Source organism: Pedobacter alluvionis (assembly GCF_003664035.1).
Taxonomy (GTDB): Bacteria; Bacteroidota; Bacteroidia; order Sphingobacteriales; family Sphingobacteriaceae; genus Pedobacter; species Pedobacter alluvionis.
In genome coordinates, this window is the sequence record NZ_RCCK01000014.1 from 537,678 (window position 1) to 560,962 (window position 23,285).

A 23,285-nucleotide genomic window follows, 5' to 3' on the forward strand; every position below is an offset into this window, starting at 1 on the left:
TCTTTTTCAGCATCAGAACTTATCAGGAGGCTTGGCTTAGCAAAAATATACTACTGGTTTAACAAGTAATATTCTTAATATATAACACCAGTATTAATTAGTATTTCATAAATTTCGCATCATTATTAACTTATTAAGCGAATGAAATACCAAAATTTGAAAAGATATTTTGCAGCGCTAGGTATAGTCGCTGCCGGCTTTTCTGCAAATGCACAAACCAAAAAATTTATCGACCCTGCCAATATGGATCTTTCCGTTAAACCAGGGGACGATTTCTACACCTACGCAAGTGGTACGTGGATAAAAAACAATCCGGTTCCCGCTAAAGAAACGCGTTGGGGTTCATTTAACGAGCTTCGCGATTTCAACATCAACGCGGTAAAATCTTTAGTGGAAGATGCAGCAGCTGACAAATCTGCTCCTGCAGGTTCGGTTAAGCGTAGAGTTGGCGATTTTTATACGGCTGCTATGGATAGTGCAACCATTGAAAAATTGGGTTATACTCCAATAAAAGCCGATTTAGCAAAAATTAAGCAAATTAAAAATATTCAAGGTGTACTGGATCAGGTGGCTTACATGCGAACCAATGGTTTGGGTGGCGGAATGTTTGGCTTGGGCGTTGGCCAGGACCGCAAGAATGTAAACAAATACATGGTGAATATTAGTCAGGGAGGCACAACACTTCCCGATCGCGATTATTACCTGAAAGATGACACACGAAGTGTTAAGATCCGCGATGCCTACAATACCTATATGGTTACTTTATTTACCTTAACAGGAAGTACACCTGAAGAAGCAAAACTAAAAGCAGCAACTGTTTATAAAATTGAAAAGCAATTCGCTGAAGCACAGATGAGCCGCTTAGAAATGCGTGATCCTTACGCAACCTATAACAAACTTACCGTTGCCGAACTGAACCAAAAAACACCAGATATTAACTGGACAACCTATTTGCCTAAGTTCAAAATCAAAAATCAAGATACTGTTCTGGTTTCTTCGCCTAAATTTATGGTAAGCCTTGATGGAATGTTAAAATCAGTTCCGGTTAGCGATTGGCAAACTTATCTGGAGTGGAACATTTTAAAAGGTTCGGCTTCTAGTTTAAGTTCTCCATTTGTGAAAGCGAGTTTCGCTTTCACGCAGGCTCAAACAGGTCAGAAAGTACAAACACCACGTTGGCAACGCATGTCATCTTTAACAGATGGCACTATTGGCGAATTATTAGGTCAGCTCTACGTGGCCAAATATTTTAAGCCGGAAGCTAAAGAACGCATGAATGAGATGATTGTGAACTTGCGTAAAGCATTCGAAATCAGAATTAATGGTTTAGAGTGGATGACCCCTGAAACCAAACAAAAAGCATTAGCTAAATTACATGCCTTTACACCAAAAGTGGGTTATCCTGAAAAATGGAAAAACTACGATGGTTTAGTGATTAATAAGGATACTTATTTCCAAAACTTACGCAATGCAAGTGTTTGGGGCTATAAAGAAATGGTTGATCAGTTAGGTAAGCCTGTTGATCGTAAACGTTTTGGTATGACACCTCCAACAGTTAATGCTTACTACAGCCCTACACTGAATGAGATTGTTTTCCCTGCTGGTATTTTACAGTTCCCTTTCTTTGATCCAAATGCCGATGATGCCGTTAATTATGGTGGTATAGGCGCAGTGATTGGTCACGAAATGAGCCATGGTTTTGATGACAGCGGAAGTCAATATGATGCTGCCGGTAACTTAAAAAACTGGTGGACTGCGGAAGACAAAGCTAAATTTGACGCTAAAACAAAAGCTTTAGGCGAGCAGTTTGATGCTTATACCGTATTAGATACCATTCATGTAATTGGTAAATTAACGATGGGCGAAAACATTGGCGATTTAGGAGGTTTAAATGCCGCTTATACTGCTTTCAAAATGACCAAACAAGGTCAAAGCAATGAGAAAATTGATGGTTTTACACCAGATCAGCGTTTTTTCCTAGCCTGGGCCCAAGTATGGAGAGGTAATATTTTACCCGAAAGTGCTGCTCAGCTAATTAAAACAGATCCGCATTCTCCAGGTCCGTACCGTACCATTGGTGCACCTGTAAATATGGACGCATGGTATAATGCTTTTGATGTTAAACCTGGCGATAAGTTATATAAAAAACCAGAAGACAGGATTAGAATGTGGTAGTTTTGAGGTTGAAGGCTGGAAGGTGGAGGGTGTAAGGCTTTTCCTCTCGATAGTTTTAATTAAGATAGAAGGCTTAAGGTTTACTTTCCTCAACTTTAAAATTCTATTATTTTATTATCCCTATATTAAAAGCGCCCCGATTTATTTGGGGCGTTTTGTTTTTATTAGCGTGGTGTCAAATGTTACCATCTGACACTAGCTGAAATTATCAATTCAATTCATCGAATTAATCAATTCTTTTTAGATATTGAATAAATCAGTCGGATGATAACATCCGATTGTATGATTATCCAACAATTAAACTCAATTTTTCTTCCACCGCCTTGGTTCGTGTCTCCACGAACTAACAATTACTCCAACTTCAATATTTATCCCAAAGTAAAATTAACGTAACTCCTTTCGGCAATTCTTAATTATCATTCTATCTTTGAAAAAACATAAGCCCCTTTTCATGAGAAGCGCATTCAAAACAATTCTTATCCTAAATTTAACCTTACTCTCTTCCATAAGCTTTGCTCAAGACAATAAGTTAATCAGTCTTGAAGCATTGATAAACAAAACTGATCCGGCCTGGCCATTGGTAAAAAAGTGGATCGACTCTGCAAAAAACAAGGTAGAAATCCTGCCTGTTGATTCTGCAAAAGCAAAAGAAGTTTTATACAACTCGCAAATGACGACCTATGCTACACTTGGTTCGGTAATTTACAACACCGGAGGCATAATGGTTGATAATGGCTGGATTAGAATTTTAGGTTCAGGCAGCGAAAGATTAAGCCGGAATGTTGCCGAATGGAATAAAGGAAAAACCATACAAGAATATGGCGATAACATTCCTTACCTTTTAATTGCCGATGATGCTGTAGGTGGTTTCTTTGCAATTAATTACGGCGGTTTGGGTAAAGACATTAAAAACGTGTATTACCTTGAACCAAACAGCCTAACCTGGCAGCCACTTGGAGCGGGTTATGGCGAGTTTCTTGTTTTTTGTTTCGATAGTGATCTCTCTAAATTTTATAAAGGTTTACGCTGGAGCAATTGGAGCCAGTTTATTGCGAATCTAGATGGCACCAAGACTTATAGTTTCCGTCCATATTTATGGCAAGAAGGAACCGATATTGAAAAGTGTACCAGAAAACTGGTAGGCATTGAAGAAATGTATCGTTTTAATATCATGAAGTCGAAAGAACTGAATGCTGATAAAGGCATAAAAAAAGACGATACACAAAAGAAAGAAACCAAAAACGAGCAATAAATCGCTGTTTACAAAACAATTCGATGCCTGATACACTCGCTACCATCACTCAGATTAAAAATACCAGGGCTTTTGTTCTGGAATTAGTAAAAGATTTAACCACAGAGCAGTTAAACAAAATCCCTTCGGGTTTTAACAATAACATGATCTGGAATATTGCCCATTTAACCGCTGCACAGCAAAACCTGTGTTATGTAAGATCGGGATTAACGGTAACGGTTACAGAAGAACATTTTTCGCCATTTTTAAGCGGGACAAAACCAGAAAATTTTATTGAGCAGACAGAGATTGATTCCATTTTTGATACACTCTTGAACAGCATGGATCGTTTAACCACCGATTATTTGAGTGGTATTTTTTTAAAGTTCGATCCTTGGGACAAACGTTATGGTATGAAACTAAATTCGATAGAAGATGCGATAAACTTTATCCCTTTCCACGAGGGGATGCATATCGGTTATATCATGGCATTGAAGAAATTGGTCTAGCCCTGAAAACTTAAGCGTACTTAGCCTGTGTTTTCTTCGGTAATTTAGCCAAAACCATTGCCCTCGAATTGGCCACCCTACTTTTTAGTTCTTTATCATTCAGTACATCCAAATTTTCAATCTGGATCCATTGCCGCTTTGCCATATGATAGGCCTGCGCAATGCCGTCTCTGGCAGCGAGTTCATCAAATTCATCCGGATTGCACTTGATAGAAAAACGGTTACCCTCATCAATAGCAATAATCACATAAATTTTCTCTTCTATCATAAAACACAGATGTTCCCATTTCATACCTTCTGTAGTGCCGGGTAAACTCAAACAATATTCCCTGAAAGATTCGATGTCCATATTTAGGGTTTAGGTGATATCAAAGCTAATAACAAAAGATTAAAGCGAAAAGTATAAAGACACAAGTAGAAAGGTAAAAGTAGCAAGACACAAGTATCAAGACAAATCTGATCTTTGAATAGTTAATTCTTACTCATTGAATCCTGGAACCGTACATTGACCTTGAAAATCCAAAAATCCTATCAATCCTGTTCCTATATTTGCATCATTACCTTGAAAAATTAAATAATCCAAGCTCATGAATATTATAACGCCTACTGCTGATGGTTCGAATACACTTTACAACGAAACCATAGGCGAACATTACCATAGTAAACATGGCGCACTCCAAGAAAGCAAACACGTGTTTATTGATGCCGGATTAAAATTTGCTTCGACTAATTTAAATGAAGTTTCCATTTTGGAAGTTGGTTTCGGCACCGGACTGAACTTTATTTTAAGTTTCGAATATTGTGCGGCAAATAACATTAACCTTAACTATACCAGCATTGAGGCCTTTCCGCTTACTACAGCTATCATTGAGCAGACTGGTTATGCAGCGTATGTTCCTGCAGAAATATGGACTGATTTTATTTCAAATTATACTGAGGCATTAAAAACGCCTCAAAAATTAACCTCGCTTTGCACCTTAGAAATTCCGCATACCACATTGGCAGAATACGGTAGTGACCAAAAATTTGACCTGATTTATTATGATGCATTTTCAGTACAGCACCAGCCCGAAATGTGGAGCGACGAAATTATTGCACATGCCTGCAGTTTCTTAAAACCTGGCGGAACTTTTGTTACCTACGCCATTACAGGGAAACTGAAAAGGGCCGTTAAAGCTTGCGGATTTACCATCGAAAAATTACCTGGCGCCCCTGGAAAAAGGGAAATGCTAAGAGCAATTAAGGCGGAAGGTTAAAGATTTAGGTCATAAGGTTTTAGTTGATTATGGTATAAGATTGCCTCGACACGCGTTTGTCTGACCCCACAATAACGGTTTGTTGTTTAGAAGCTAAAAAACAAATCTTAACTTAAGCTTCTTTTTGTGAAAAGCTTAGCAGAAGCTATTGGCGCTCTGCAGTCCCGCTTCTGCCGATGAAATATCGGCATCTCGCTTCGATCGGGTTTAGGAGGCTAAAACAGTACTACTATCTGTGGTAAAATAAACCCGACCGACAGCGTTATCCCGATTTAGGTGATTTTTCTATTATCGTTTGATTTAATCGGGATTAAGCAAAGGGCGGGACGGGTATAACCGAAGCAACACAGGCCTTGCTTTCCAAAAAAATAAACTCATTTTAATACAATTCGATCTCCTGCAAAAACCACATCATCCTGATTTTGTTAAAATATCATTAACTTTCATATCATGGAAAAAAGAACCTTAGGAAAAACCGATTTAAATATTGCGCCAATAGCATTTGGAGGAAATGTTTTTGGCTGGACGATTGATGAAAAAAAATCGTTTGAAATATTAGACCAATTTGTAGAAAGTGGTTTCAATTTTATAGATACGGCCGATGTGTACTCACGCTGGGTACCTGGAAATAATGGTGGCGAATCGGAAACGATTATTGGTAATTGGCTTAAAAAACAGCACAAACGCCATGATATTATTATTGCTACCAAGGTAGGCTCAGATATGGGCCAGGGTAAATCACTAAAAAAAGATTATATCATTAATGAAGTTGAACACTCCTTATCGCGCCTGCAAACCGATTATATCGATCTTTATTTCTCTCATTTTGATGACGAAAGCACGCCCGTTGAAGAAACATTAAGTGCCTACGAAACTTTAATTAAAGCAGGCAAAGTCCGCTGGATCGGGGCTTCAAATTTTTCTGCCGACCGCTTAAAAGAGTCATTACTTTATTCAACCGAACATAGCTTACCGCGTTACGAAGTTTACCAACCAGGATATAACCTTTATGATAGAGAAAACTTTGAGCAGGAACACGAAAAAATCTGCCTGGATTATGGTTTGGGGGTAGTGACCTATTATTCGTTGGCAAGTGGTTTCTTAACCGGAAAATACCGTAGTGAGAACGATTTGAATAAAAGCCAACGCGGTGGCAGTATTAAAAAATTCCTGAACGAACGGGGTTTTAAAATTTTAAATGCGCTGGATCAGGTTGCTGAAAAGCACGGTGTTGAGCCAGCTTCAGCAGCACTGGCCTGGTTAATTTATCATCCTTCAATTACAGCACCAATTGCAAGTGTTACCGATTTAAGCCAGTTAAAATCGTTCACTGAAGCCGCAAATCTAAAATTATCTCCCGAAGACATTTCCCATTTAGATAAAGCGAGTATCTATTAAAAATAATCTCTTATATTTAAATGCCCGATTGATGAAACAATTAATCGGGCATTTTGTATTAAACAGGATTTAAAATTATATGAAAGACAAACTATCGTTCCTACCCAAGCTTGCCCTGGTTCTTTTCTGTTTAATCAGTTTAACATACATCGCCATTTTAGGCCATTCTTTATTGGCTCCCCTACTTTTTTCTTTTTTAATGGCCATCTTATTATTACCTGTTGGCAATTTTTTAGAACGCAGATTAAAATTCAAAAGGAGTTTATCAACCCTGGTTTCAGTAATTTTGATGATTGCTGTAATTGGAGGAATTATTTATTTCTTTGGCAATCAATTAAGCGATTTATGGGCAGATTGGCCTTTACTTAAAGAGAAAGCGAATGTTTCTTATCACGAACTTCAAAAATGGATTTCACACACTTTCGGCATAAATTCTCAAAAACAACTCGATTATTTAAATGATAGCACAGAGAAAGCTTTGGCTACTAGTGCAGCAATTGTAGCGACAACCTTATCTACGCTATCTTCTACGCTGTTATTTTTAGGTTTCACACTACTATTCACTTTTTTTATTTTAAACTACCGGAGAGTTTTATTTACTTTTTTAACTTCGGTTTTTAGTGAAGAACACAAAGAAAAAGTTTCAGAAATTGTAAGTCAGATTCAGTACATTATTAAAAAATACATCATAGGTTTATTCTTACAGATGCTTATTGTTACGGTATTAATGATTACTGTTCTGAGTTTACTAGGCGTTAAATATGCCGTTCTTTTGGGTCTGGTAGCTGGTATTTTTAATGTAGTTCCTTATTTGGGAATATTCTTTGCCCTATTAGTAAGCTGCCTGATTACTTTTGCAACTGCAGGTGCAGGTAAAATGCTGCTGGTTTTGATTGCCTATGTTGGTGTACATGCCATAGATGGAAATGTACTGATGCCATTAGTGGTGGGCTCGAAAGTAAAAATAAATGCACTATTTGCCTTTATTGGGATTGTAGTAGGTGAAATGATTTGGGGCATTTCAGGCATGTTTTTATGTATTCCTTACCTGGCCATGCTAAAAATAATATTCGACAGAGTAGATAGCTTAAAACCTTGGGGCATTTTAATGGGAGAAGAACATAAGCCTGATAAAAAGAAGCGTGTTTACCGGATTACAAAAAAGATTAAATTAGAAGAAAAAGATTAAAATGGCCGAAAACAGATCGCCTCATATTTTAAGCACTTCTGCCAATCTTTTGGGTATTTGCTTTATTGTGCTTACTTCTTTAAAAAAACTCGCACTTACCGATGGTTCTTTAATTGACGAATTTGCTGTAGCAGCTGTAATGTTTTTTATGACCAGTTGCATCTTATCTTTTATCTCGATGAGGAGACAACAAACGGCAAGTCAGCGGCTGGAAAAAGCTGCTGATCTCATCTTTTTAGCTGGTTTGTTGGTATTGTTTCTTGCTACAATTTTAATTGCCTTTAATTTGATCAAGTAAATTAAAAATTATAATAAATGAAACCTTTATTTGTATTACTTGTCGTGTATATTGCCCTATTAGCCTTTGGTGGTCATACCACCTTTGATAAAGGAAATATTTTTGCAGGCAATATTGCCATCGGCGTGATGTTACTTTTTACCGCTATTGGGCATTTTAAGTTTAAAACCAGTATGGCCGCCATGATCCCCTTGTTTATTCCTAAAAAAGTAGAAATTGTACTTTTAACAGGTGTGCTGGAAATCTTATTTGCCATTGGCTTAGCGATTGAAAGCACCAGATATTTTACCGGGATAGCCCTAATTATTTTTTACATTGCCATTTTACCTGCCAATATTTACGCGGCCAGACACCGTATCAACTACGAAGATTTGCATAAGCCAGGACCGGGGCTAAAATATTTATGGTTCAGAATACCCTTTCAGCTTTTCTTAATCGCCTGGGTTTGGTACTTTAGCGTTCGATAAACATAGTTCAACCATAAAACATGCCTAATAATCCAATTCCGGCAAGCGCCAATAATCCAGCTGATGCCTTTACACGTTTACTAACCGTTTTAGATACATTGCGTACACAATGCCCATGGGATAAAAAGCAGACCATGGAAACCCTGCGCCATTTAACGATAGAGGAAACTTATGAATTAAGTGATGCCATTTTAGAGGGCGATTTAGACGAAATTAAAAAGGAACTTGGTGATGTAATGATGCACCTGGTTTTCTATTCGAGAATTGCTTCCGAAACCAACGATTTTAACATTACCGATGTTTTAAACGGGGTTTGCGATAAACTGGTAAACCGGCATCCACATATTTATGGCGATGTTGAAGTACAGAACGAAGAAGATGTAAAACGAAATTGGGAGCAGATTAAACTAAAAGAAGGCAATAAATCGGTATTGGCCGGTGTTCCATCTTCATTACCAGCTTTGGTTAAAGCAGCCCGTATCCAGGAAAAAGCCCGTGGCGTAGGTTTCGATTGGGAAGATAAAAACCAGGTTTGGGAAAAGGTAGAAGAAGAGCTGCAGGAATTTAAAACCGAATTTAATGTTACCGATAACACGGCCATTGACATCGAAAAAGCAGAATCAGAATTTGGCGATGTACTTTTCTCACTGATCAACTATGCGCGTTTCATCAATATCAATCCTGAAAATGCATTGGAAAAAACCAATAAAAAATTTATCAAACGTTTTCAATACCTCGAAACCAAAGCAAAAGAAAACGGAAAAGCCCTGGCTGATATGACACTTGCAGAAATGGATGTGTATTGGAACGAAGCAAAGAAATTATAGCTAAAAGGAGTAAAATCGCAAATTTAATATAAATTTTGCGATTCAATTCGCAAAATTTATATTAAATTTGCGAATATGATTTCCAGAGCCATATCGAATTCTATTGAAAAACATATAAAAGATGAAAAAGCAATCATTCTTTTAGGCCCAAGGCAAGTTGGAAAGAGCACCCTTTTACAGCAACTATCTTCAAAATTTGCCAAACCGATTATGTGGTGGAATGGTGATGATGCAGACGTTAGGACAATACTAACCAATACTACCGCAACATCATTACGTGCTCTTTTAGGAAAATCAAAAACATTAGTAATTGATGAGGCACAAAGAATTGATAACATTGGCCTATCTATAAAATTAATTATCGATCAACTTAAAGATGTAAAAGTAATTGCTACTGGTTCTTCAGCTTTTGAGTTGGCCAATCATATTAACGAACCACTTACGGGCAGAAAATGGGAATATAATCTGTTTCCTTTTTCATTCGGAGAAATGATAGAGGAGCATGGCCTGCTTACCGAAAAAAGATTGTTACATCACCGCTTGGTTTATGGCTACTATCCAGAAATTGTAAACAATCAAGGCGGAGAAGAAATACGCTTAAAGCAGTTATCAGATAGTTATCTTTACAAGGATGTTTTAATCTGGAAAAAAATACAAAAACCAGATAAGATGGAAAAATTAATTCAGGCTTTGGCTTTTCAGGTAGGCAATGAGGTATCATACAATGAACTTGGGCAGTTATCGGGCCTGGATAATCAAACAACGGAGAAATATATCGATCTGCTCGAAAAGGCATTTATTGTATTTAGATTGGGCTCTTTAAGTAGAAACTTAAGAAATGAATTAAAGAAAAGCCGCAAGATCTACTTTTACGACAATGGGATCAGAAACGCTGTAATTAATCAATTTAGTCCAGCTGTACTGAGACAGGATATTGGTGCCCTTTGGGAGAATTTCGTCATTAGTGAGCGGGTTAAACTTCTTGCCTATAAACAGATCAACTGCAACCAATACTTTTGGCGCACCCACGCACAACAAGAAATAGATTATATTGAAGAAAGAAATGGATTAATGAATGCTTACGAATTTAAATGGAATCCAAAATCCAATGTGAAATTTCCAAAAACATTTTTAGATGCATACGAAAATGTGGAAACCAAAGTAATCACACCTGATAACATAAGTGAGTTTCTTCTATAGATAAAATTCCCCGTCCACATAATACCACTTGCCATCTTCTAATTTGAAGTTAGATTTTTCATGCAATATTTCAGTTTGGAACTTCTTATTCAGATAATAGGCTTTAAACTCTACAACATCAAAATCTGAAAAAACGATTTCGAGTTTTAGCCATTTGGTATTTTTCGCACTGCTTAAATATTCGCTTTTTGAATGGTTATTTCTTTTACTACTATGTGTAGTTTCATAAAGATAATCCACATCAGCTACTACGAAAGCCGAATATCTGGAACGCATTAAGGCCTCTGCCGTTGGTGCCGCTTTCACTTTTAAATGATAAGGCTGGCAACAATGGCTAAAGGCAGTTCCACTTCCGCAAGGACAGTTTATTAAATCCATGATTAAAATTTACCACACAAAAGTATGATTTAATATTCCTGCTGCTAAAATTTCCGTAAAATTGCAGCTGAAAAATGAGGTATTTCTTTCACATTGCATATCAAGGCCAGTACTTTAGTGGGTGGCAAAAACAGCCTGGGGTAAAAAGCGTTCAGGAAGTTATTGAACAAACCCTATCGAAGATTTTAAAATCACCGACTGCTATTAACGGCTGCGGGCGGACCGATGCACATGTACATGCTAGTCAGTTTTTTTTCCATGCTGATATTGAAAAAGAGATTGATTTCGATCTGCTCTACATCCTGAATAAAGCTTTACCTTATAATATCGCCGTATTCGACATTATTAAAATGGAAGGTAAACCCCATGCCCGGTTTGATGCTGTACAGCGGAAATATGATTATTTTATCCATACCTATAAAGACCCTTTTTTAAGCACCCAAAGTTCTTTTTATCAATTAAACAATCTAGATTTTGATAAAATGAAAGCCGTTGTAAAACTATTACCGTTATACAAAGATTACAGGGCTTTTTGTACGCATCCTGATAAATACGAACATACCATTTGCAATGTAATGGAAGCCGATTTATTCGTAAACCCAAAAGGCGACAGGCTAAGGTTCCACATTGCCAGTAACCGTTTTTTGGGTAAAATGATTCGCATCATTGTAGGTAAAATGTTAATGGTAGGTAAAGGAGAACTTAGTTTTGACGAATTTGAAAGCGAACTGGTTACCCTACAACCTTCAAAATTATCATTGCCTGCACATCCTACTGGCTTATACCTTTCAAAAGTCACTTATCCGTATTTAAACCTCGAACCACGGACTGAATTTATCCATAGTACTCAAGGTATAGACTGGATTTCAATTTAAGTGTAGCGTTTTGATTTTGAACCCCGTTTAAGGGGTATGAAAGTCCAAATCTGTATTTTACTTTTTGCCCTGATCTTATCTCTGGGCTGTAAAAAAACTACAAACATAAATGTTTTACAGGATGGTAATTATACAGGTGTATTGGTAATTACCAATAGTGTTAAATCTGTTCCTGAAACCCGCCCAATTTCAATTTCGTTACGGGATGGAAAATTCAATATTACGCCAAGTGCCGATACTAAATTAAAACCATCAGGAGGAAAAGGAACCTATTCATTCAAAAAAGGTATAGGCTATTTTGAGGATGCAGGTGTTTGGACAGCAGATTTTGATTGGAATATGGTTTTAAATGGCGAATACGATATCAGGAGTAGTGGAGTGGATTTAACCCTTAGAAAAAGGTTAAATGCAAAAACAGATTTGTCTCCGGCTACCTCTTACGCTACCATAGATTATGAATACATTTTAAAAAGAAGTAATTAATCCACGTATAAATGAAAAATTTAATATTCTTATTTATCGCCCTATCTATTTTTGTTTTTGGATGTAAGAAGAAATCTGAAACAAAAACAACGAATTACGATTTTGAAATCAATATGTCAAAATCAATTGGCGCATCTACATTAGCATTAAAATCGATTAGTGATAACCGTTGCCCAATAAATGCTGATTGCGTTAGCGCTGGAAGTGCAAAAGCAAATTTCAAATTAACAGGCAATAATATTGATCAGGAAATTACTTTATGCAAAGGTGGAGAATGTGGCACATTAGAAAGTGTAGCAAATATTAAAATTAATGGCATAAATTATTCACTCAAATTAATCGACATCACACCATATCCTCAGTTTCAGAAAAGTAATATTACAAAAACTGTAAAAGTTGAGTTGACAAGAGTTTAAGTTTAGGTTTGCTTGGGCATCGGGAAATGATCTGTCCGGTGCTCCAAGTTTTTTTATTTAAATCTGATCGCCTTAAGCGGAGAAACCTTGCTGATTAATAATGAAGGGATAATCAAAACCGTTAAACACACCACTATCGTAACGATATTAAGCAGCAGCACATCAATAAAATGAAATTCTATAGGTGCGTAGGCTAAAAAGTAAGACGCCTGATTAAGTTTAAAAATGTGAGTGGACTGTTGCAAGAAACCAAGTCCTAAGCCCAGAATATTCCCAAGTAACAAGCCGATACCAACCAAATAAACTGCGTTGTAAAGGAAAATTTTCATAATGCTCCAATTACTGGCCCCAAAAGATTTCAGCATCCCGATCATATTTGTTTTTTCTAAAATCATGATCAATAATGCGGTAACCATGTTAATCACACCTACAATTAACATCAGGATTAAAAGCACGTTGGTGTTAACATCAAGAAGGCCTAACCAGGTAAAAATATTAGGAAAATTTTCTTCAATAGAATAAGAGCGCAAATGGCGGGGAAGCTGTTCGTAAATATTATCGGCAATGGGCTTAAGCCTGTTAAAATCCTTAATCCTGATTTCTATGCCACCAATTTCGTTGGCTTTCCAGTTATTCAGCCGTTTAATAATATTAAGATTACCCAGCACAAAACCCTTATCGATATCTTCTACGCCAATATCATAAATACCTACAATTTTAAATTTACGCGGGCGTAACTGGTTTTGAACAAAGTACATGATAAAATCATCACCTGTTTTGAGTTTTAAACGATTAGCCGTATAATTCGAGATGAGCAGTTCCTGCATGGCAGCCGTACTGTCGGAAAAGTCGATGATGGTTCCGCTTATAATATGCTGTTTAATGTAATCCCACTTGTAGCTTTTGTCTATCCCTTTAAAATTAATGCCTTCAATTTCATTATTGGCCGAAAGGATGGCAGGTTTTGTAGCAAAAGGATAATAATATTCTATATCCCGATTATTTTTGAGCATTTTTTTGGTTTCTCCATCAAGCACAAAAGGAGAATGCTCAAATGAATTGTTCAAATCGTAACGGGTAATCTGTACATCACCTAAATATCCCCTTACTTTATCCTGTATTTCCGTTTTAAAGCCTTTAATAATGGCTATGGAAAGAATCATAACAGCCAAACTCAACATCACGCCTGCTATTGCAATGCGGACAATCAGCTTTGAAAAAGTACGCTCAGATTTAATGGCTATCCGCCCTGCTATGAAATATTCGAAATTCAATTTAATCAATTAGTAAGTAACAAAAATGCTCAATTCCTTTTTAAAAATGGCATTTTCGAAAATAAATAACCAACTTTAAACATCAGTCATGAAGTTATAGCAAGAAATACCAATAGCATAAATAAAATATGTTATAAATTGTTTTGTTATAACACCAAGATTAGAATAAAAAGAAAATGAAAAATTACATCAGCTTTACTTTAACCAGTTTAATTGCATTATCGGCCTGCGGACAACCCAAACCACTTGAACAGGAAGCTTTGGGAAAGAAAAGCCCGGAAAACAGAAAACTGATGATTAAGACTGTTAAACTGCCAACGGCAATTAAAACCGGTGCAGAACAGACTGAAAAATATCTCCCGCTGTTAAAAGGTAAACGTGTTGGTATGGTCGTTAACCCTACATCGGTTATCGGTACGCAGACTTCGGTTGATAGCCTGCTGAAAAGAGGTGTTAAAATCCAGAAGATATTTGGTCCTGAACATGGTTTTAGAGGCAATGCGAGTGCCGGCGTTACCGTTAACGATGATGTTGATTCCAAAACAGGTATAAAAGCCATTTCACTTTATGGCAAACACAGCACGCCTACAGCTGAAGATTTAGCAGATATTGACATTATGGTATTCGATATCCAGGATGTTGGGGTTCGTTTTTACACCTATATCAATACCTTACAGCACGTTATGGAAGCTTGTGCTGCAAACAATAAAACATTATTGATTTTAGACCGTCCAAATCCGAACGGCTATTTAATTGATGGGCCGATTTTAGATCCAAAATTTAAATCAGGCATAGGTGTGCAACCAATCCCTATTGCGCACGGCTTAACGGTTGGCGAATATGCACAGATGTTAAATGGCGAAGGCTGGTTGAAAAATAAAGTTAAATGCAAGATTACCATCATCAAAAACGCAAATTACAATCATGATATGGCGTATACTTTACCGGTTAAACCCTCTCCAAACTTAAATACGCAGCAATCTATTTTACTTTATCCATCTACCTGTTTATTTGAAGGTACTTATTTAAATCACGGCCGCGGAACAATGTTTCCTTTTACTGTTGTTGGGGCACCTTACCTTAAAGGTAAATTCGATTTCAGTTTTACGCCAAAAAGCATAAAAGGAATGTCTGAAACACCATTATTTCAAGATCAGGTTTGTTATGGCTTAGATTTAAGAACTTACGACACTTCAAAACTGGTAAAATCGAAACAGGTAAATATCAGCTGGTTAATCGACCTATATCAGGCATCGCCAAGAAAAGAAGATTTCTTTAATACCAAATTAAGTAAAGAAATGGGTGTTATCGAAAGATTAGTTGGGGTGGCAGATTTCAGGCAACAGGTAATAAATGGAAAAAGTGAAGCAGAAATCAGGGCGAGCTGGGAACCCGGCCTAAGCGCGTACAAAACTATGCGTAAGAAATATTTGCTATATAATTAATTATTGAATGTGAGAATGATTGAATGAGAGCAGGATTGAATTGCTCTTGCAATTATTTTCAAACTTAACAGATAGAGGTTTGTTATTATTTGTAATTGATAAGCGTTGTGCTATTCAATAATCCAAAAATCAATCATTCAATAATTATAAGTATGAGCGGTCCAAAAGTGAAAAGCGATAAACCCGGGAGCAATTACCAGGAAGAGGTACCAAAAGGCAGAGAACCTGTTGACCATAAAACAGTAAGAAAAGAAAACGACAGTACACCCACTAAGCCTGTTCGGACGAATAATCCGGCGAAACAGCGTGAAAACGAAGAACAACCTGTTCATCCGATAAAAAAGGCACCTAAAGAATAATACAGGATAAACAATTACACCAGTTAATTATGAATTGGTGTAATTAAATCTTTAAGGCAAAGCAAAATGAGGCACCCTGTCCCTCTTCACTTTCCACCCAAATTCTGCCCTTTTCATTTTTTATAATTTCTGCTGAAATATAAAGCCCAAGACCTAGGCCCGGATAGGTATGTTGCAGATTTCCGCCCACGCGATAAAACTGATCGAAAACCTTATGCTGCTGCACTTTCGAAATCCCAATTCCATAATCCCGTACACACAAAATCACTTCCCCGTTCAACGCATAGGTACTCACATCAATCTGATTGGCATCAGTAGAATATTTAATAGCATTTGATAAAAAATTGGTGATCACCTGGCCAATACGTTCCCGATCGACATAAACCATGGCATTGCTGTTTAAATCGGTTTTGATGCAATGTTTAGAGGTGATATGTTGCATTTCGTCGACGATTTCTCTTACCGCCTGGTCAAAATCAAATTTTATCGGATTAAAAGTCATTTTTCCTGACTGTATTTTGGTTACATCAAGCAAATCGCCAATTAAACCTGTTAAACGGTTCAATTGTAAATCCATTTTGCGTACCATATCAGCCTTTTTCTCATCACCATCATTTCTGATCATCCTTTCCAATACCTGTGCATAAGCTTTGATACTGGTTACCGGGGTTTTAAGTTCGTGGCTCGCAATGCCCAAAAATTCGTCTTTTTGCTGCTGAAGCCGAACTTGCTTAGTTACATCCATTGCAGCATGTAAAATGGCATAAACTTTCCCTTCAGCATTCATTAAAGGTTTATAAGTAAAATTGAACCACAACTTTTCCATTTTACCATTAACAGGCAATAATGCCTCTTGCTGATCGGCATGGTAAGGAATTCCTGTACGATAAACCTCTTTTAAAATATTGATAAAAGGTTGTCCTTTTAATTCAGGTATCGCCTCTTCTATCGGCTTTCCGATTACACTTTTATCTTTCCCCCAAAACCGCAGCATTTCATCGTTAGCAAGAGAGATTATAATATCTTCTGTTTCGTAATAGCCTGTGGCCATCGGAGTATCCAATAATAAATTCCTGAAACGCTCTTCGCTTTTGGCCATTTCCATCCGAGAATGTACCAACGAGGTGATTTCGTTGGCAACCACCATAATCCCGGTCACCACATTGTGCTGATCGCGTATTGGGTCGTATACGAAATTGAAATAATAATCCTGAAGCACACCATATCTTTCCAATCTCGCCATGGTTTCGTAACCGTAATGCGGCACCCCTGTCTGGTAAACCTGAGTTAACAAATCGGGAAAGGGCTGTCCCTTTAGTTCGGGCAAACCATCAATTAAATAGAGACCGACAACCTCTTCTGTTTTACCCCATAATTTTAAAAGATCCGCATTTGCCTGTTCAATTATAAAATTTTCGCCTCTCAAAATACCAATGGCCACAGGTGCATCCTGAATCATCTTCCGAAAAAGTTCTTCACTGGCTTTAATCTTTAATCGGGCATTTACCAGTTCGGTAACATTAGTAGCATTATTCAAAATTCCCCATACATTTCCATCATTATCCTTTAGGGGCTTATAAATAAAATCGAAATAGAAAGTCTGTAAAACACCATCATTAATTAGCATTACCCTATCCTCTTTAGTTTCGTAAGCAATTCCGGTTTTACGAACATTTTGAAGGATTTCTAAAAAAGGCTGTTCTTTAAGTTCGGGTAAAGCAATAGCGAGTTCTTGCCCAATAACCGAATTATCTCTTCCCCATGCCTTAAGCATTGCTTTATTGGCAACTTTGATGTTCATATTCTCCCCGATATACAAGCCAATCGGCATCGGAGACTCTTCGATCAATGTAAAATAAACAGCAACGTTATCATCAAAGTTAATTTGCATACAGGAATAAAAAAACAAATATAATGGGTTTTCTATTTACTACCCGATTTTAAAAATGATATTAAAACTTTCTCATCATGTGTTAGACCTAATTTACCATTTCCTTTGTTATTATTCATTTTTTTCATGTATTTATCAAGTTCATTGTTTTCGTAAGCGGTGAGCAATAACGGATACACGTAGGAACTCTTACAAACCGCTCTGGTATTGCCTAATTTTTTTGCTACACAATCTAAAACCGATACAATTGTTTGTTTCGAATTAAGGTTAAAATTTTCATCAGCACTGCACTTCGAAAACTGGCGCAATGCTTCTAACGTTCCGCCCCAGGTTCTAAAATCTTTGGCCGTAAAATCATCTCCTGTAATTTCTTTAATGTAAGCGTTAATTTTACCAGAATCGATGCTTTTATGTTCTTTCCCATTTGAATAATACTGAAATAATTCCTGCCCGGGGATATCCCTGCATTTCTTCACCAGTTTCGCAAGCGACCGGTCGTTTAATACCACTTTCTGTCGGACACCTTTTTTCCCAACAAAATCCATCGTAATCTTACTCCCCTCAATTTTAACATGTTTATCACGAAGTGTAGTTAAGCCGAAAGAACCATACAGCTGCTTATAACTTTCATTACCCACACGAATTAGCGTTTTTTGGAGTACATCTACCGAAATGGCCAATACTTTACGTTCGTCGAAATCTTTTCTGCGAAGGTCTTTTTCGAGATTTTTCCGGGCACTGGGCAGTGCTTTTCCAAATTCCAATAAACGAAAATACTTATCTTCCGATCGGCGGTTTGTCCACTTTGCATGGTATTTATATTGTTTCCTGCCCGCAGCATCTATACCAGTAACCTGTAAGTAAGCATTAGGTTTATTGGCTATCCATACATTTTGCCAGGCTGGAGGAATGACCAATGCTTTAATTCGGTCGAGGTGTTTTTCATCAGTGATTTTATTACCATGCTTATCTTCATAATGGAATTTACCTGGCTTTCCTTTCCGGTAAATCCCAGGCATAGTATCTGTTACGTATACCAATCCACTTGCTTTAACAACATCTTTGCCTTGTACCATTTTTGCCTATAAGTATGGGTTTATTTTTAGTTATTTTGCAAAACTTTAACGCGGGTAGCCACGTTATTTTTAGAAACACAACACTTTCTTTATGAAAATAGTTTTTATGGGTACGCCCGATTTCGCAGTAGCTTCTTTAGATGCCTTAGTACAAGCCAGTTTCGATGTAGTTGCAGTGGTTACTGCACCAGACAAACCTGCTGGCCGTGGCCAAAAACTGAATGAAAGTGCAGTAAAAAAATATGCTGTAGAAAAAGGAATTCCCGTTTTACAACCTGAAAAATTAAAAAATCCTGAATTTATTGCGGAATTAAGATCTTACCAAGCCGATTTACAAGTAGTGGTAGCTTTTAGAATGTTACCCGAAGTGGTATGGAATATGCCTCCAAAAGGCACCATTAACTTACACGGATCGCTTTTGCCCCAATACCGTGGTGCCGCACCAATAAACCACGCCATTATAAACGGAGAAAAGGAAAGTGGTGTAACAACTTTTTTCCTTACACATGAAATTGATACCGGTAATATTATCCTCAGTGATAGTACCGCCATTGCCGATGATGAAACCGCCGGCGACCTGCACGACAAACTGATGTACATTGGGGCCAACCTGCTGGTAAAAACGCTTAAAGCAATTGAGGCTGGCGAGGTTAACGAACAACCGCAGCCGCAAAGCGGAGAACTAAAGCATGCACCTAAAATTTTCAAAGACGATTGTAAAATCGACTGGAATAACCAAGCGCATACGGTTTATAATTTAATTCGCGGCCTGAGCCCATATCCCACTGCTTTTACTTTTTTAAATGATAAAACCCTGAAGGTATTCAAGGCCGAAATAGAAGATAAAGAACCAGGTATAGTTGCCGGCGGCTTTTTAACAGACGGTAAAACTTATTTAAAATTTGCCGCAAAAGATGGTTTTATCAAACTTTTAGACATTCAATACGAAGGGAAAAAGCGAATGCTGATCGAAGATTTCTTGAGAGGAATGCGGTTGTAGAAGATACGTCATTTCGAGCGGAGTGCAACGAAGTCGAGAAATCTATTTAGCCGTATGGATATGAATCAACTTCAAAGATCCCTCCATTTCGCTGCACTTCAGTCGGGATGACGACCCACTCAGGTTATTCTTTTTTTGGAAAGCAGTAACAGTAGCTTTTAGGTCAATACAGCCCCGCTCCCGCTTCTGCCAATTTGAAGGAAATTGGCATCCCGCTTTGATCGGGTTTAAGTGGCCACAAAGTGCAACTATTTGGGTTTAAATTGCGGAGTAGAACTATCCCTTGTTAAATAAACCCGACCGAAAGCGTTATCCCGATTAGGGATTTGTTTCTCTTGTGAAGTAAATTTCATCGGGATTAAGCAAAGAGCGGGACTAAACGGAACCGAAGCACTACAAGCTTTGCTTTCCAAAAAAAGAAATGAGTTAAATTTGAAGCGATCCAATCAGCTAGTATTTACAAAGTGTAAAATGTGATCTCTTGACCAGCGCATGATTAACGCTAGAAATTATTCAGCTTCTCAATCAAAAACTTAGATACTTCGTTAAAATAACGCTTTCTACCGTAGCCCATTACCCATTGTATGCCTTGCGTAGCATTGGTGATAAAAACTTCTTCAGCTTCTTTTAATATTTCGGGGTTGATCTGTGCCTCAATCAAAGGCATATCATTCATTTTGCACAACTGCATAATAGCCGTCCGCATTACACCACTTATGCAACCTTCAGCCAGTGAGGGCGTATAAATCTGCTTGTTGTACACCACAAAAACGTTAGCGCTAATGCTTTCGCAAAGAAAGCCATGTTGGTTCAGGATCATGGCCTCATCAAGGCGGTTTTGACTTTTAAAAAGCCCGGCCATAACATACAGAAGCGCATTGGCTGTTTTAAAATTCGAGAGTTTATTCACCGGCTTGGTCATTTCGTCAAAAACATCAATAATCAAACCTTTGCTGTTTAACTCATAAGTGGATGCTTTTAAGGGAATGCCTTCTAAAATATAACCGGCTTTATTTATTTCGGGCGTATAAACACCTGCTCCTCCCCTATAAACTGAAAGACGGAAACGAACATTACCGTTCCATTTGTTGCGTTTTGCCAGATCGGCTGTTTTTTGGCGCAGAAAATAATCATCCATTAAAGCGTGACCGTCTATTTTTAGCGCTTTCATACCTGCTGTTAATCTATCGGCATGTAGGTCGGCAAATTGCAGCTTATTATTAATCATCCGCATGCTTTCGAACAGTCCATCGCCAAATTTGAAGCTTCTGTTGGAAGCTGTCAAAATCGGGTCATCTACCGCCTGAAATTCATCATTAAATAAAAGGTACTCCTGAAGCATATTTTATGATGTAGCGATATAATTTTCCCATTTGGTTAAGCCAGCCTTAAAATCGGGCGGCAATGGCGATTCAAAATAAATATACTCCTTGGTGCTGGGATGGATAAAACCCAAACTTTGTGCATGTAAAGCCTGACGGGGCAACAATTCGAAACAGTTATCTACAAACTGTTTGTACTTATTAAACGTAGTTCCTTTTAAAATCTTATCGCCACCATACATTGCATCGTTAAAAAGTGGATGACCAATGTGCTGCATGTGTGCCCTGATCTGGTGCGTACGGCCAGTTTCAAGTTCACAACTGATTAAAGTAACATAACCCAAACGTTTTAATACTTTATAGTGTGTTACAGACCATTTCCCTTTTTCTTCATCATCGTAAATATCCATCACTCGACGGTCTTTCACACTTCTGCCAATATAACCGGTTACCGTTCCATCGTTTTCGATATCGCCCCAAACCAACGCAATATATTTACGGGTAATGCTGTGATCAAAAAACTGACGTGCAAGGTGCGTAATCGACTTTTCATTTTTACTGATTAGCAGTAAACCCGAGGTATCCTTATCAATACGGTGCACCAGGCCCGGGCGACCATCATTGCCCGGCAGTTGAGGGAGTTGTTCAAAGTGGAATGCCAAAGCATGAACCAAAGTTCCGGTATAATTGTTAAAACCTGGGTGTACAACCATCCCGGCAGCTTTATTTACGACCAAAAGATCGCTATCCTCGTAAATGATATCCAATGGCAAATCTTCAGGATAAACTTCGGTATCGCGCGGTGGGTGCGGTAAAACGATAGATATTTCATCATGAGGTTTAACCTTGTAACTCGCTTTGATCTGTTTCTGGTTAACCAGTACATTCCCTGCATCAATTGCATTCTGAATACGGTTTCGGGAAGCATTTTCTACGCGCACCATCAAAAATTTGTCGATACGCAGCAAAGACTGCCCCTTATCGACAATAATTTTTAAGTGTTCATATAATTCCTGCTCTTCTGATTCCTGCAATTCGACCACATTTTCCATGGGGCAAAAATAAACTTTTAACTTCAAGAATTTTTTAATCATTACAGTTTTAAAGAAAACAACTCTATCTTTAGACAAAGAAATCATCCTAAATCGTTTATATGAAGAAATATTACATTTTAAAGGCTTTATGTGCCTTATTTTTATTGGCAACGGCTGAAAAAGCAAGTGCTCAACAAGATGTTGGAGACTTGTTTGTTGGCGGACCAGCCGATGCAACCAAATTGGTTAATGCCTATTTCGATCCTTTATACAAAGGCTTAGGACTGGGTTTAACCGATGGATGGTCTAACACTGCCCAATCAAAAGGTTTTTTAAAATTCGATGTCAGGGTTTCAGCCTCCGGGGCTTTTGTTCCACAATCGGCCAGAAGTTACGATGTAAATACATTGGGTTTAAGCAATATTAAACCAGCACCCGGCGCTTCTTCAATAGGCCCTACTGCTTTTGGAGATGATCGCGAGGGTGGTAAAATGGAAGTATACACCAGCAACGGTATCCCTACAGGTAAATTTTTCAACCTGCCACAGGGCGTGGGTTTCCATGTAGTACCTTCAGCACAGATACAGGCTACACTAGGTTTACCAAAAAACATTGATGTTACTTTAAGGGCAATGCCTAAAATAAAACTAGGTAACGACTTAGGAAGTTTATCCATGATCGGTTTTGGTGCAAAAGTTGAACTTTTACCTTTGTTTATGGGATCAACAACGGAGAAACTGGTTCCGGTAGACATTGCAATCGCAGGAGGATTTACCCAGTACAAATATAATTTGCCGCTGAATATCAATAATACTGCAAACTCTGATCAGCGTATAGATGCTAAATTCAATGGTGTAAACTTTGATGCCATTGTTTCTAAAAAAATTCTGTTTTTCACTCCTTTTGCCAGCATCGGTTACCAAACCTCGAACACCAATTTAAAAGCGCTTGGTACTTATACATTTGAAGACGGCATAAACAATACAACTTATGTTGACCCAATTTCGGTTAAACAGACCGATATTGATGGTGTGAGGGCAAGTTTAGGCTTTCAGCTAAAATTTGGTTTCTTTAAGTTTTATGGTTCGTATACCCAGGCAAAATACAGCATGGTTAATGCGGGTATTGGTTTAGGTATCGGTAAATAACAAACGATTAAATATAATTATGTTTAAAGTGGTT

The 23,285-nt window shown here is 37.7% G+C and carries 24 protein-coding genes; 17 read left to right on the forward strand and 7 right to left on the reverse strand.

From position 1 onward, the window contains the following. The first annotated feature begins 141 nt into the window (after window positions 1-141). From BCL90_RS21635 to BCL90_RS21645, 3 genes are all read left to right on the forward strand, one after another. The gene (locus BCL90_RS21635) at window positions 142-2,175 is read left to right on the forward strand and encodes a M13 family metallopeptidase (protein WP_121287120.1); all 2,034 of its coding nucleotides are present in this window, start codon (window positions 142-144) and stop codon (window positions 2,173-2,175) included. A gap of 451 nt (window positions 2,176-2,626) precedes the next feature. Continuing rightward, entirely contained in the window at window positions 2,627-3,427 is an 801-nt protein-coding gene (locus BCL90_RS21640) for a DUF2625 domain-containing protein (protein ID WP_121287122.1), read from the forward strand. 23 nt (window positions 3,428-3,450) lie between these two features. Then, complete coding sequence (locus tag BCL90_RS21645; RefSeq protein ID WP_121287124.1) at window positions 3,451-3,915, forward strand: DinB family protein; 465 nt, start codon at window positions 3,451-3,453, stop codon at window positions 3,913-3,915. A 10-nt stretch (window positions 3,916-3,925) separates the two neighbouring features. Here BCL90_RS21645 and BCL90_RS21650 read toward each other — a convergent pair whose 3' ends face one another. After that, entirely contained in the window at window positions 3,926-4,264 is a 339-nt protein-coding gene (locus BCL90_RS21650; protein ID WP_121287126.1) for an MmcQ/YjbR family DNA-binding protein, read from the reverse strand. Between the two features lie 238 nt (window positions 4,265-4,502). Here BCL90_RS21650 and mnmD point away from each other — a divergent pair, with 238 nt between their 5' ends. The 7 genes from mnmD to BCL90_RS21685 all read left to right on the forward strand — a co-directional run bounded on the left by mnmD (window position 4,503) and on the right by BCL90_RS21685 (window position 10,550). Continuing rightward, window positions 4,503-5,171: a tRNA (5-methylaminomethyl-2-thiouridine)(34)-methyltransferase MnmD gene (gene mnmD, locus BCL90_RS21655; RefSeq protein WP_121287128.1), complete on the forward strand. Its 669-nt coding sequence runs from the start codon at window positions 4,503-4,505 to the stop codon at window positions 5,169-5,171. A gap of 450 nt (window positions 5,172-5,621) precedes the next feature. Further along, a complete protein-coding gene (locus BCL90_RS21660; RefSeq protein ID WP_121287129.1) occupies window positions 5,622-6,569 on the forward strand; it encodes an aldo/keto reductase in 948 nt (315 codons plus the stop codon). A 79-nt stretch (window positions 6,570-6,648) separates the two neighbouring features. Beyond that, window positions 6,649-7,758: an AI-2E family transporter gene (locus BCL90_RS21665; protein ID WP_121287131.1), complete on the forward strand. Its 1,110-nt coding sequence runs from the start codon at window positions 6,649-6,651 to the stop codon at window positions 7,756-7,758. 1 nt (window position 7,759) lies between these two features. Further along, window positions 7,760-8,056 (forward strand): hypothetical protein, encoded by a 297-nt coding sequence (locus BCL90_RS21670; RefSeq protein WP_121287133.1) that lies wholly within the window; start codon window positions 7,760-7,762, stop codon window positions 8,054-8,056. A gap of 17 nt (window positions 8,057-8,073) precedes the next feature. Next, on the forward strand, window positions 8,074-8,523 hold the full coding sequence (locus tag BCL90_RS21675; RefSeq protein ID WP_121287135.1) for a DoxX family protein: 450 nt from the start codon (window positions 8,074-8,076) through the stop codon (window positions 8,521-8,523). 20 nt (window positions 8,524-8,543) lie between these two features. After that, on the forward strand, window positions 8,544-9,350 hold the full coding sequence (gene mazG / locus BCL90_RS21680; protein WP_121287137.1) for a nucleoside triphosphate pyrophosphohydrolase: 807 nt from the start codon (window positions 8,544-8,546) through the stop codon (window positions 9,348-9,350). 75 nt (window positions 9,351-9,425) lie between these two features. Next, window positions 9,426-10,550, forward strand: a complete 1,125-nt coding sequence (locus BCL90_RS21685) for an ATP-binding protein (protein WP_121287139.1) — start codon at window positions 9,426-9,428, stop codon at window positions 10,548-10,550. On the opposite strand, the gene BCL90_RS21690 is transcribed toward BCL90_RS21685, so the two are convergent. Further along, a complete protein-coding gene (locus tag BCL90_RS21690) occupies window positions 10,545-10,928 on the reverse strand; it encodes a YchJ family protein (protein WP_244095106.1) in 384 nt (127 codons plus the stop codon). The two genes, BCL90_RS21685 and BCL90_RS21690, sit on opposite strands and share 6 nt — an antisense overlap. A 74-nt stretch (window positions 10,929-11,002) precedes the next feature. Here BCL90_RS21690 and BCL90_RS21695 point away from each other — a divergent pair, with 74 nt between their 5' ends. Genes BCL90_RS21695 through BCL90_RS21705 form a run of 3 tightly spaced genes read left to right on the forward strand, consistent with a single transcriptional unit; the run spans window position 11,003 to window position 12,702 of the window. After that, a complete protein-coding gene (locus BCL90_RS21695; RefSeq protein WP_121287141.1) occupies window positions 11,003-11,803 on the forward strand; it encodes a tRNA pseudouridine synthase A in 801 nt (266 codons plus the stop codon). A 36-nt stretch (window positions 11,804-11,839) separates the two neighbouring features. Next, window positions 11,840-12,286 (forward strand): hypothetical protein, encoded by a 447-nt coding sequence (locus BCL90_RS21700; protein ID WP_121287143.1) that lies wholly within the window; start codon window positions 11,840-11,842, stop codon window positions 12,284-12,286. Window positions 12,287-12,297: 11 nt separating this feature from the next. Next, window positions 12,298-12,702 carry a hypothetical protein gene (locus BCL90_RS21705; protein WP_121287145.1) on the forward strand — a complete coding sequence of 135 codons (405 nt, stop codon included), beginning with the start codon at window positions 12,298-12,300 and terminating at the stop codon, window positions 12,700-12,702. Window positions 12,703-12,755: 53 nt separating this feature from the next. On the opposite strand, the gene BCL90_RS21710 is transcribed toward BCL90_RS21705, so the two are convergent. Then, window positions 12,756-13,976 carry an ABC transporter permease gene (locus BCL90_RS21710; RefSeq protein WP_121287336.1) on the reverse strand — a complete coding sequence of 407 codons (1,221 nt, stop codon included), beginning with the start codon at window positions 13,974-13,976 and terminating at the stop codon, window positions 12,756-12,758. 293 nt (window positions 13,977-14,269) lie between these two features. On the opposite strand from BCL90_RS21710, the gene BCL90_RS21715 reads away from it, so the two are divergent. Then, window positions 14,270-15,421, forward strand: a complete 1,152-nt coding sequence (locus BCL90_RS21715; RefSeq protein WP_394341719.1) for an exo-beta-N-acetylmuramidase NamZ family protein — start codon at window positions 14,270-14,272, stop codon at window positions 15,419-15,421. Window positions 15,422-15,573: 152 nt separating this feature from the next. Next, window positions 15,574-15,780: a hypothetical protein gene (locus BCL90_RS21720; RefSeq protein ID WP_121287149.1), complete on the forward strand. Its 207-nt coding sequence runs from the start codon at window positions 15,574-15,576 to the stop codon at window positions 15,778-15,780. A gap of 43 nt (window positions 15,781-15,823) precedes the next feature. Here BCL90_RS21720 and BCL90_RS21725 read toward each other — a convergent pair whose 3' ends face one another. Beyond that, a complete protein-coding gene (locus tag BCL90_RS21725) occupies window positions 15,824-17,671 on the reverse strand; it encodes a PAS domain-containing sensor histidine kinase (protein ID WP_121287151.1) in 1,848 nt (615 codons plus the stop codon). A gap of 32 nt (window positions 17,672-17,703) precedes the next feature. Then, window positions 17,704-18,747 (reverse strand): DNA topoisomerase IB, encoded by a 1,044-nt coding sequence (locus BCL90_RS21730; RefSeq protein ID WP_121287153.1) that lies wholly within the window; start codon window positions 18,745-18,747, stop codon window positions 17,704-17,706. 91 nt (window positions 18,748-18,838) lie between these two features. Here BCL90_RS21730 and fmt point away from each other — a divergent pair, with 91 nt between their 5' ends. After that, window positions 18,839-19,747 carry a methionyl-tRNA formyltransferase gene (gene fmt, locus BCL90_RS21735; RefSeq protein ID WP_121287155.1) on the forward strand — a complete coding sequence of 303 codons (909 nt, stop codon included), beginning with the start codon at window positions 18,839-18,841 and terminating at the stop codon, window positions 19,745-19,747. A 502-nt stretch (window positions 19,748-20,249) separates the two neighbouring features. On the opposite strand, the gene BCL90_RS21740 is transcribed toward fmt, so the two are convergent. Both BCL90_RS21740 and BCL90_RS21745 read right to left on the reverse strand, forming a co-directional pair. Beyond that, complete coding sequence (locus BCL90_RS21740; RefSeq protein ID WP_121287157.1) at window positions 20,250-21,089, reverse strand: aminotransferase class IV; 840 nt, start codon at window positions 21,087-21,089, stop codon at window positions 20,250-20,252. A gap of 3 nt (window positions 21,090-21,092) precedes the next feature. Then, entirely contained in the window at window positions 21,093-22,121 is a 1,029-nt protein-coding gene (locus tag BCL90_RS21745) for an RluA family pseudouridine synthase (RefSeq protein ID WP_121287338.1), read from the reverse strand. Window positions 22,122-22,222: 101 nt separating this feature from the next. Here BCL90_RS21745 and BCL90_RS21750 point away from each other — a divergent pair, with 101 nt between their 5' ends. Further along, on the forward strand, window positions 22,223-23,251 hold the full coding sequence (locus tag BCL90_RS21750) for a DUF6588 family protein (RefSeq protein WP_121287159.1): 1,029 nt from the start codon (window positions 22,223-22,225) through the stop codon (window positions 23,249-23,251). Window positions 23,252-23,285: the final 34 nt, after the last annotated feature.

Coding starts and splice junctions, on each gene's coding strand:
- BCL90_RS21635 (WP_121287120.1), top strand. CDS start 142: ATGAAATACCAAAATTTGAAAAGATATTTTGCAGCGCTAGGTATAGTC.
- BCL90_RS21640 (WP_121287122.1), top strand. CDS start 2,627: ATGAGAAGCGCATTCAAAACAATTCTTATCCTAAATTTAACCTTACTC.
- BCL90_RS21645 (WP_121287124.1), top strand. CDS start 3,451: ATGCCTGATACACTCGCTACCATCACTCAGATTAAAAATACCAGGGCT.
- BCL90_RS21650 (WP_121287126.1), bottom strand. CDS start 4,264: ATGGACATCGAATCTTTCAGGGAATATTGTTTGAGTTTACCCGGCACT.
- mnmD (WP_121287128.1), top strand. CDS start 4,503: ATGAATATTATAACGCCTACTGCTGATGGTTCGAATACACTTTACAAC.
- BCL90_RS21660 (WP_121287129.1), top strand. CDS start 5,622: ATGGAAAAAAGAACCTTAGGAAAAACCGATTTAAATATTGCGCCAATA.
- BCL90_RS21665 (WP_121287131.1), top strand. CDS start 6,649: ATGAAAGACAAACTATCGTTCCTACCCAAGCTTGCCCTGGTTCTTTTC.
- BCL90_RS21670 (WP_121287133.1), top strand. CDS start 7,760: ATGGCCGAAAACAGATCGCCTCATATTTTAAGCACTTCTGCCAATCTT.
- BCL90_RS21675 (WP_121287135.1), top strand. CDS start 8,074: ATGAAACCTTTATTTGTATTACTTGTCGTGTATATTGCCCTATTAGCC.
- mazG (WP_121287137.1), top strand. CDS start 8,544: ATGCCTAATAATCCAATTCCGGCAAGCGCCAATAATCCAGCTGATGCC.
- BCL90_RS21685 (WP_121287139.1), top strand. CDS start 9,426: ATGATTTCCAGAGCCATATCGAATTCTATTGAAAAACATATAAAAGAT.
- BCL90_RS21690 (WP_244095106.1), bottom strand. CDS start 10,928: ATGGATTTAATAAACTGTCCTTGCGGAAGTGGAACTGCCTTTAGCCAT.
- BCL90_RS21695 (WP_121287141.1), top strand. CDS start 11,003: ATGAGGTATTTCTTTCACATTGCATATCAAGGCCAGTACTTTAGTGGG.
- BCL90_RS21700 (WP_121287143.1), top strand. CDS start 11,840: ATGAAAGTCCAAATCTGTATTTTACTTTTTGCCCTGATCTTATCTCTG.
- BCL90_RS21705 (WP_121287145.1), top strand. CDS start 12,298: ATGAAAAATTTAATATTCTTATTTATCGCCCTATCTATTTTTGTTTTT.
- BCL90_RS21715 (WP_394341719.1), top strand. CDS start 14,270: ATGATTAAGACTGTTAAACTGCCAACGGCAATTAAAACCGGTGCAGAA.
- BCL90_RS21720 (WP_121287149.1), top strand. CDS start 15,574: ATGAGCGGTCCAAAAGTGAAAAGCGATAAACCCGGGAGCAATTACCAG.
- BCL90_RS21725 (WP_121287151.1), bottom strand. CDS start 17,671: ATGCAAATTAACTTTGATGATAACGTTGCTGTTTATTTTACATTGATC.
- BCL90_RS21730 (WP_121287153.1), bottom strand. CDS start 18,747: ATGGTACAAGGCAAAGATGTTGTTAAAGCAAGTGGATTGGTATACGTA.
- fmt (WP_121287155.1), top strand. CDS start 18,839: ATGAAAATAGTTTTTATGGGTACGCCCGATTTCGCAGTAGCTTCTTTA.
- BCL90_RS21740 (WP_121287157.1), bottom strand. CDS start 21,089: ATGCTTCAGGAGTACCTTTTATTTAATGATGAATTTCAGGCGGTAGAT.
- BCL90_RS21745 (WP_121287338.1), bottom strand. CDS start 22,121: ATGGAAAATGTGGTCGAATTGCAGGAATCAGAAGAGCAGGAATTATAT.
- BCL90_RS21750 (WP_121287159.1), top strand. CDS start 22,223: ATGAAGAAATATTACATTTTAAAGGCTTTATGTGCCTTATTTTTATTG.